This is a genomic window from Lishizhenia sp. (genome assembly GCF_057456495.1).
The window spans coordinates 1-8,713 of the sequence record NZ_JBVCPV010000128.1; the positions used below are offsets into that span (position 1 = coordinate 1).

The window sequence follows — 8,713 nt, forward strand, 5'->3', positions numbered from 1 at the left end:
AAGCAGGTTGAACACCAGGAATGGGTAAAGTAGCAAACGTTGGCTTAGTTGGGGTTATATACGCTAACGGAGACAACATCATACCTCCGGTTTCTGTTTGCCACCAAGTATCAACAATCGGACTCTTACGCTTTCCAACATTGTCGTTATACCAGTGCCAAGCCTCTTCATTGATAGGTTCACCAACTGTTCCCAAAACTTTTAAAGAAGTTAAATCATGCTTTTCTACATAATCTATTTGTTGTTTGGCCAGCGCCCTTATTGCAGTAGGTGCTGTATAAAATTGATTTACTTTGTGTTTCTCCACTACATCCCAAAATCTATCGTAACTCGGGTAACTTGGAACTCCTTCGAACATTAAAGTAGTTGCCCCGTTGGCCAAAGGTCCATAAACAATGTAGCTATGTCCTGTAATCCAACCTATATCTGCCGTACACCAATACACATCTCCTTTTTGATATTGGAACACATTTTTAAAAGTATATGCTGTATACACCATGTATCCACCACAGGTATGTACCATTCCTTTCGGCTTTCCTGTAGACCCAGAGGTATAAAGTATAAATAATGGATCTTCAGCTTCCATTATCTCGGCAGGACAATCTTCGCTGGCAGTTTCCATTAAGGGAGCCATCCACTCATCTCTTCCTTCCACTAGATTTACCGCACTATTTGTTCGTTTTACAACCAAACATGTCTCCACACTTGTACATGATTCCAAAGCTTCATTTACAATGGATTTCAAATCAATATCTTTCGCCCCACGATATGCACCATCAGAGGTAATGACCATTTTACATGAACTATCCTTAATTCTGGAAGCCAAAGCACTAGAAGAAAATCCAGCAAAAACTACCGAATGAACAGCGCCAATTCTAGCACAAGCCAATAAAGCAATCGTTAATTCGGGAATCATAGGCAAATAAATACAAACTCTATCTCCCTTAACAATTCCTTTAGACTTTAAAACATTGGCCATTTTATTTACGGCAATAGAAAGTTCTTTGTAAGTGTATGTTTTGTACTCTTCAGCGGGATCATTTGGTTCGAAAATCAAGGCAGTTTTATCAGCATTCACTACCAAATGTCTATCTATACAATTTTCTGTAATATTCAATTGAGCTCCATCAAACCAAGTTACCTTTGCCTCTTCTTTATTCCAGTTTAAAACTGTATTCCATTTCTTTCTCCACACAAAATGCTCTTCGGCAATTTCTCCCCAAAACACTTCTGGGTTGCGGACAGACTTACGGTAAACTTGAAAATATTCTTCTAGGTTTTTGATATGATAATTACTCATGTTGATCTTATATTTTTAGCTATGAAGACTAAAAATACATTTTTCAGATAAACTTCAAGAAGTAATTTTCAACTACTTAAAAAATCATCGATTAAAGCGATAAGAAATTCTTCATGATAATTTTACCCTCAGGCGTCATAACACTTTCTGGATGGAATTGCACGGCGTAAATTGGTAATTTTTCATGTTCAAAAGCCATCAGTACATCACTTTGAGATAATGCCGTAATATTTAATCCTTTTGGTAAGGGTCTTTTCACAGCCCATGAATGATATAATCCAACCTTAAATTCCTCTGGAACTTCCTTAAAAAGTTGATTGGGCATAATCTGAACACACTGGTCTTCCACACCATGATTCACGCGATCTAAATTGTATAATTCTCCTCCGAAAAACTCTGCTAAAGCTTGCATACCTAAACATACACCCAGCATCGGTTTCTTGTCGTAATACATAGCTATAAGCTCCATTAATTTACCAGCATCCTTTGGAAGGTGCGGACCGGGAGAAAGAATAATTTTATCGTACTTCTCAACGGATGCGAGATCTATTTCATTATTCCTTATAACATCCACCTTGGCTCCTATCTCTTCGCAGTAGTGAAATAAATTATAGGTAAATGAATCAAAATTATCAAGAAGAAGTACGTTCACGGCTTTTTTTCCTTCAAAATTATTAAACTTGTCGAATAGGAAAAATAATGATGAAGAAAATATATCAAATCCCAGGAGCTCCTGCTCCTATCGGACCATATAGTCAGGCAGTAGAAGCAAATAACACGCTTTATGTGAGTGGACAAATTCCTATTGATCCTAAAACAGGAACATTGAATGATTCTTCTGTTGCCCTTGCAACACAGCAAGTAATGCAAAATATCAAGGCTCTTGTTGAAACAGCAGGCTTGGAAATGAGCAACATTGTAAAATGCAGTATTTTCTTAAAAGACATGGACAATTTCTCCCTTGTTAACGAAGAATATGCGAAATTCTTTCCTTCAGAAGCGCCGGCTAGAGAGACTGTTCAGGTAAGTAAACTTCCCATGGACGTTGATGTTGAAATATCTTGTATCGCTGTGCGTTTCTAACTATGAATAACCCATTTAGACAATGAAAAAACTATTAATACTTACTTTATTTACCCCATTAATTTTTGGTTTAGCTTCTTGTAAGAAGAAAATCACTGAATTCTATATTACTGACACATCTCAAGTGGTTGTTCAATCCAATGCCGTCATTAATATCCCCTTCAATATTAGCACTCCAGACATGGAAACCAATTACGAAGGAGAATTCGAAGCCAATGACACGCGTAAAGAAAACATAGATCAATTAAAACTTACTCAACTTAAGTTAGAGATTACAGATCCTACAGATTACACTTTTAGCTGGCTAGAGTCCGTAGAGATTTATATCTCTAGTGATAATCTTCCTGAAAAAAGAGTTGCCTTCAAAACCTACATTTCAGATAATGTTGGTAAATCTATCGTTTGTGATGTTGAAGATGTGAACTTAGGAGATTACATCCAGGAAGATGCCTTTAAACTAAGATTGAATACAGTTACGGATGAATACTTCACAGAGGATGTATACATCAATTTAACTACAGAGTTCTTTGTAAAAGCAAAAATATTTAAAAACTAATTGGAAGATCCTAGTCTTGACATCAGTGTTGTAATTGTAAATTACAACGTAGAGTATTTCTTAGAACAATGCTTGAATTCAGCGTTTAAATCACTTGAAAAAGTGAGCGGTGAGATTTTCGTTGTGGATAACAATTCTATAGATGGATCTGTAGAAATGGTCAGAAAGAAATTCCCAGCAGCTAAAGTCATTGCCAACAAGGATAACGTTGGTTTTTCTAAGGCGAACAACCAGGCCATGCGTATCGCCAAAGGGAAATACGTTTTGCTTTTAAACCCCGATACCGTTGTAGAAGAAGATACTTTTGAGAAATGTGTCAACTTCATGGATGCTCACCCTGATGCTGGCGGTTTAGGTGTGAGAATGATAGATGGTAAAGGAAAGTTTTTACCAGAATCTAAGCGAGGACTTCCAACACCAGCTGTAGCATTTTACAAAATTTTCGGAATCTCTAAGCTGTTTCCAAAATCAAAGAAATTTGGACAATATCATTTGGGGTACTTAGATGAATTTGAAACCAACGAAGTAGAAATACTAAGTGGAGCATTCATGCTTATGTCTAATGAAGCCCTTCAAAAAGTGGGATTGTTAGACGAAACTTTCTTCATGTATGGAGAGGATATCGATTTAAGTTATAGAATCATTCAAGGAGGTTTTAAAAACTATTACTTCCCTGAAACTCAAATCATACATTACAAGGGTGAAAGCACGAAGAAAAGCAGTATTAACTATGTCTTTGTATTCTACAGAGCCATGGTAATATTTGCCGAAAAGCACTTTAGTCAAAAAAACGCTAAGGTATTTTCATTCCTCATTAACCTTGCTATTTATTTTAGAGCAGGCTTGGCGTTAACTTCTCGTTTTATCAAACATGCCTTCCTCCCCGTAACAGATCTAACATTTATTATTACAGGATTAGTATTACTTACCAATTACTGGAGTAAGGCTAACATTGAATTCCCCAGTGGAGTTTTAAAATATGCTCTTCCCGCATACGGCATCACATGGTTACTAAGTAATTTCTTTCAAGGAGGCTATGATAAACCCATCAAGCTCAAGAAATTCTTTTCGGGTTCATTGATAGGTACCGCAGTAATTTTAATGGTCTATGCACTGCTGCCCAAAGACTATCAATTTTCCAGACTTTACATACTTATCGGAACATTATGGGTGATGTTCTATTACCTTCTCTCTCGAGTTTTCTTGCATTTTGCTGTAGGCAAAAGCTTTGATTTATTTGGGAATAAAAACAAGAAATTCGCAATTGTAGGTTCTCCAAAAGAAAGTGAAAGAGTTGCCAATATTTTAGCACAGACCAATCAAAAAATTGACAAGGTACTCTTTGTAGGTACGCAAGAACACAAAGAAGCGGGCCAAGTAGGTGTAGTAAGTCAGCTTGATCAAATCGTACACATTGAAAAAGTAGATGAAATCATATTTTGTGCAAAAGACAACACTGCAGAAAGCATCATTGGTTGGATGTCTGCAATAGACGGTACAGATTTAGATTTTAAAATTGCTCAACCCGACAGTATGTATTTAATTGGTTCTAACAGCGTAGATACTTCTGGAGATCTTTACGTGATGGATATCAATGCTATTGTGAGCAATAAGAACAAACGCAACAAACGCATTTTCGACTTTACAGGAGGATGTATATTACTGGTTTTATCTCCACTACTTATTTGGTTTTACTCCAAAAAATCAAACTTCATATCGAACGTATTTTCGTTGATTGTAGGCGTGAAATCATTTGTAGGATACAGCAGTTCTGCAAAAGAAACCAACTCCTCCCTACCCAAGATAAAACATGGTATTCTAAGTCCCGAAGATGCACAAAATGTTAATTCTAAAACGGGAAGCGTTAACATCCCTGTTTTTAAGTTAAATTTAATCTACGCAAGGGATTACACCTTAACGAAGGATATTAAAATTTTACTCAATTCTTGGCGACAACTAGACAGATAAACTGGTTGTAAATCTTGATGAATCGGAAATTTCGGTTATTTTTGCACTCGAAAACAAGACAAATCTATTCAAACATAATATGGCGCAGGTTGAAATTCGTCTTCCTAAAATGGGAGAAAGTGTTACAGAAGCCACGATAACTAACTGGTTGAAAGAAGTTGGTGATACAGTGGAAATGGATGAGCCTCTAGTAGAGGTAGCTACAGATAAAGTAGACAACGAATTACCATCAGAAGCAGAAGGAACTTTGATCGAAATCAGATTCGACAAAGACCAAGTTGCTCAAGTAGGAGATGTAATTGCCGTGATATCAACAGACGGTGAGTCAGCTCCAGTAAAAGAAACGCCAGCAAAAGAAGAAGCTCCTAAAGCTGCAGTAGAGGTTATGGACCAAGTGGAACAGGCTGTTGAAACTGCAAACGGTGGGGATTTGGATAAAAACGGACCTAGCGGAAAATTCTACTCACCATTAGTAAGATCTATAGCTTCAACTGAAGGTATTTCAATGGCTGAATTGGAAACGATTACAGGTACTGGTTTAGCTGGAAGAGTTACGAAGAAAGACATTTTAGCATACATTGATGATAAAGCAGCAGGAAAAGTAGCAGCACCAAAAGCGGCAGCTCCGGCTCCAGCAGCAGCTCCAGCGGCGCCATCTGCACCAGCAGCGGCTCCAGCTCAAGGAGGTATGTTAGCAAATATTAAACCTGCAGCGGTTCCACCAATGCAAGGTGACGAGATTATCGAGATGGACAGAATGAGAAAAATGATTTCTGACCACATGGTAATGTCTAAGCACGTTTCTCCTCACGTTACTTCATTCGTTGAAGCAGATGTAACAAACATCTGGAACTGGAGAAACAAAGTAAAAGGAGAATTCAAGAAGAGAGAAGGTGAAAACATTACATTCACTCCTATCTTCATGGAAGCTGTTGTTAAGGCAATTAAAGACTTCCCTATGATTAACGTTGCGGTTGATGGAAACAAAATCGTTAAACGTAAGAATATCAATTTAGGAATGGCTACAGCTCTTCCTTCTGGAAACTTAATTGTTCCTGTAATTAAGCAGGCAGACAGATTCAACTTAACGGGCTTAACGAAAGCAGTAAATGAGTTGGCTGTTAACGCAAGAGACAACAAATTGAAACCAGAAGATATTCAAGGTGGTACTTACACAGTAACCAATGTTGGTACTTTCGGAAACGTGATGGGTACGCCTATCATCAACCAACCGCAAGTTGCAATTCTTGCCTTAGGAGCGATTAGAAAAGTTCCTGCGGTTATTGAAACTCCAGAAGGTGACTTTATCGGAATCCGTTACAAAATGTTCTTATCTCACTCTTACGACCACAGAGTTGTAGATGGTGCTTTAGGAGGAATGTTTGTAAAACGTGTTGCTGATTACCTAGAAAGTTTCGACGTTAATCGAGAATTCTAACAGATTAGAAAATTTTAGTTAATCCCATCGTTTCTACGATGGGATTTTTTTTATTTTTGTTAGCATGATCCGAACTATAATAGCGCTGCTTTTCTTACTAAGTTTCAATGCTTTTAGTCAATACAACTGGAAGGATTTAGAGTCTATTATCAACAAAGGAAATACCAAAACCCTTCTTACCCATAATTACAAATTACTTGAACAGGGCGTTTACTATCAAGCCTCGTTGATAAGCTCCAAATTACTTGAGAAAGACAGTCTCTCTTACAATAACAATTTCAGACATGGCTTTGCCTTGCTGAACATGAGTTCTAATTACAATCAAGCATTTCCTTTCCTTAAATATGCTGTAGACAGTGTTGTAGAAAATTTTGACTTTTACAATTACAGAGAAAAAGCAGCTCCTATCGACGCCTACTATCAATTAGCGCGCTGTTATCACCTCAAAGGAGATATCGAAAATGCGCGAAAATATTACCAGCTTTTTATCAGTAAAGAAAAATTAAACACTCCCGCTTACAAAACAGCGGAGTTAAACCTTATTCAATGTGATAATGCAGAAGATGCTCGTTTTTACAAATCACACGTGCATTTAGAAGGTTTGGGGAATACGGTGAATACCGAGTATCCTGAGTACGCAAGTATTATTTCATATGACGGTCGTTCACTTTACTTTACCTCAAGAAGATTAAGAGCTGACGAGTCCAACGCTTCTGAACTAGATCCTAATTCTGGCGAATACCTCGAAGACGTATACGTTTCTCACAAACAAATTGATGGATCTTGGAGTGAAGCAGAACTATTGAATTTCTCTCGTGTCAATCAAAACGAAGCAACGGTAGCACTTAGTTTAAACAAAAAGACCATTTACCTCTACGATGATGCACAGGGTAATGGAGATTTATACCTCGCTCCTATTGACGCTACAAACCCTTTTTCAAGGATTAAAAAATTAGATATACCAAAAGTTAACTCAGAATACTGGGAACCACATATCGCTTTTACTGGAGACGGAAATGTAGCCTATTTTTCTTCGAACAGACCTGGAGGGTATGGAGGAAGAGATATATACCGAATTGTTAGGTATGGTAATGGTGAATGGTCAGAACCCATTAATATGGGACCAGAAATTAACACAGAATGGGATGAAGACTCTCCTTTTATTTCTGTTGACGGTAAAACCATGTACTTTGCCAGTAATGGAGTAAAATCGATTGGTGGTTTCGATATTTTCTTGACTGTGGTAAATGAAGATAACCAATGGTCTACTCCTATCAATTTAGGTTCTCCTATAAATTCAACAGGAGATGATTTGTACTACACCACTACCGTTGATGGAAAAGTGGCTTATATCACTTCCTACCGTCCTGAAGGAAATGGCGAGAAAGATATTTACAGGATTATCTACGATAACTATATCCCCAACAATAATCTATTTGTTAATGGTAATCTAAAAACAATAGAAGAAAAACCAGAACCAGAAGGTGTTTTGATAACCTTACAGTGTTTTGATTGCGGATCCGATTTTACCATACAAGAAATGAAAAGTACCTTCATTGAAGGGAAGTACCTCGTAGAATTAGAGCCCGACAAAAAATATGATGTGATTTTTGTAGACACCGAAACTGGTGAATTGAAAAAACAATCTATCATCACGGAAAGTACAGAAGGACAAAGTGATGGAGAGAAAGTTGGAATCATACTTGATCCTGAGGAATTAGAAATAATTCAGGAAAAGCTAGCGCCTAACGTAGTTAGAGTTACACTAGCTTCTGGTAATGACTATCCCCTACCTGACAGTGTTTCTCTTACAATAACTTGCGATGATTGCGAAAAAAACATTAACGATACTAAATCTCTAAACAAGAAAGGTCAAACCCTAATCGTTCAGGAACTAGGAAAAAGCTATACCTATACCTTTAAAGATGAAGAAGGTAATATTCTCCTCAGTGAAAAGAGAAAATGTGTAGAAGACATCAAAGCTATTTCCGATAGCCAATATGTATTTACCTACACTAAAAAGGTTCCAAAATTCTTTAAAAACAAAGACAATTTTGTGGCAGGTATTCAGCTCTCTGGTATTGATAAGGATAGCGTATATAAAGGTCAAATCATTCAGGTAAAAGTTAGTTGTAAGGATTGTACGGAAAAAGAACCTGTACTTCTAACACTGGATAATAACTATCGTACCTCAACACAGCTCACCCCTGGAAAAACCTATAATTATACCTTTATAGCAGAAAATGGAGATGTCTTACATACTGACACAAAAACGCTTCCTATCATGATAGATTTTGGAAAGGGGTTTTTGCAAGTTTTCTTTTATGAAACAGAAAAAGAATGGCCATCATCTCCCCTTGTTGTAAAT

Annotated in this window: 7 protein-coding genes; 5 read left to right on the forward strand and 2 right to left on the reverse strand. The window is 37.2% G+C overall.

The window, feature by feature from the left end; all coding sequences use genetic code 11:
* Positions 1-1,300, reverse strand: a 1,300-nt coding sequence (locus tag AC22ZQ_RS09810) for an AMP-binding protein (protein ID WP_318958608.1), incomplete at its 3' end; no start/stop codon positions are given.
* Positions 1,301-1,391: 91 nt separating this feature from the next.
* Positions 1,392-1,952, reverse strand: a complete 561-nt coding sequence (locus tag AC22ZQ_RS09815) for an anthranilate synthase component II (protein ID WP_318958609.1) — start codon at positions 1,950-1,952, stop codon at positions 1,392-1,394.
* Between the two features lie 50 nt (positions 1,953-2,002).
* On the opposite strand from AC22ZQ_RS09815, the gene AC22ZQ_RS09820 reads away from it, so the two are divergent.
* From AC22ZQ_RS09820 to AC22ZQ_RS09840, 5 genes are all read left to right on the forward strand, one after another.
* Positions 2,003-2,383, forward strand: a complete 381-nt coding sequence (locus AC22ZQ_RS09820) for a RidA family protein (protein ID WP_318958613.1) — start codon at positions 2,003-2,005, stop codon at positions 2,381-2,383.
* A 22-nt stretch (positions 2,384-2,405) separates the two neighbouring features.
* Positions 2,406-2,939 carry a hypothetical protein gene (locus AC22ZQ_RS09825; RefSeq protein ID WP_318958610.1) on the forward strand — a complete coding sequence of 178 codons (534 nt, stop codon included), beginning with the start codon at positions 2,406-2,408 and terminating at the stop codon, positions 2,937-2,939.
* Complete coding sequence (locus AC22ZQ_RS09830; protein WP_318958611.1) at positions 2,940-4,907, forward strand: glycosyltransferase family 2 protein; 1,968 nt, start codon at positions 2,940-2,942, stop codon at positions 4,905-4,907.
* Positions 4,908-4,986: 79 nt separating this feature from the next.
* Complete coding sequence (locus AC22ZQ_RS09835; protein WP_318958612.1) at positions 4,987-6,345, forward strand: dihydrolipoamide acetyltransferase family protein; 1,359 nt, start codon at positions 4,987-4,989, stop codon at positions 6,343-6,345.
* 64 nt (positions 6,346-6,409) lie between these two features.
* Positions 6,410-8,713 (forward strand): hypothetical protein (locus tag AC22ZQ_RS09840; protein ID WP_486756240.1); only part of this gene is annotated, 2,304 nt, incomplete at its 3' end.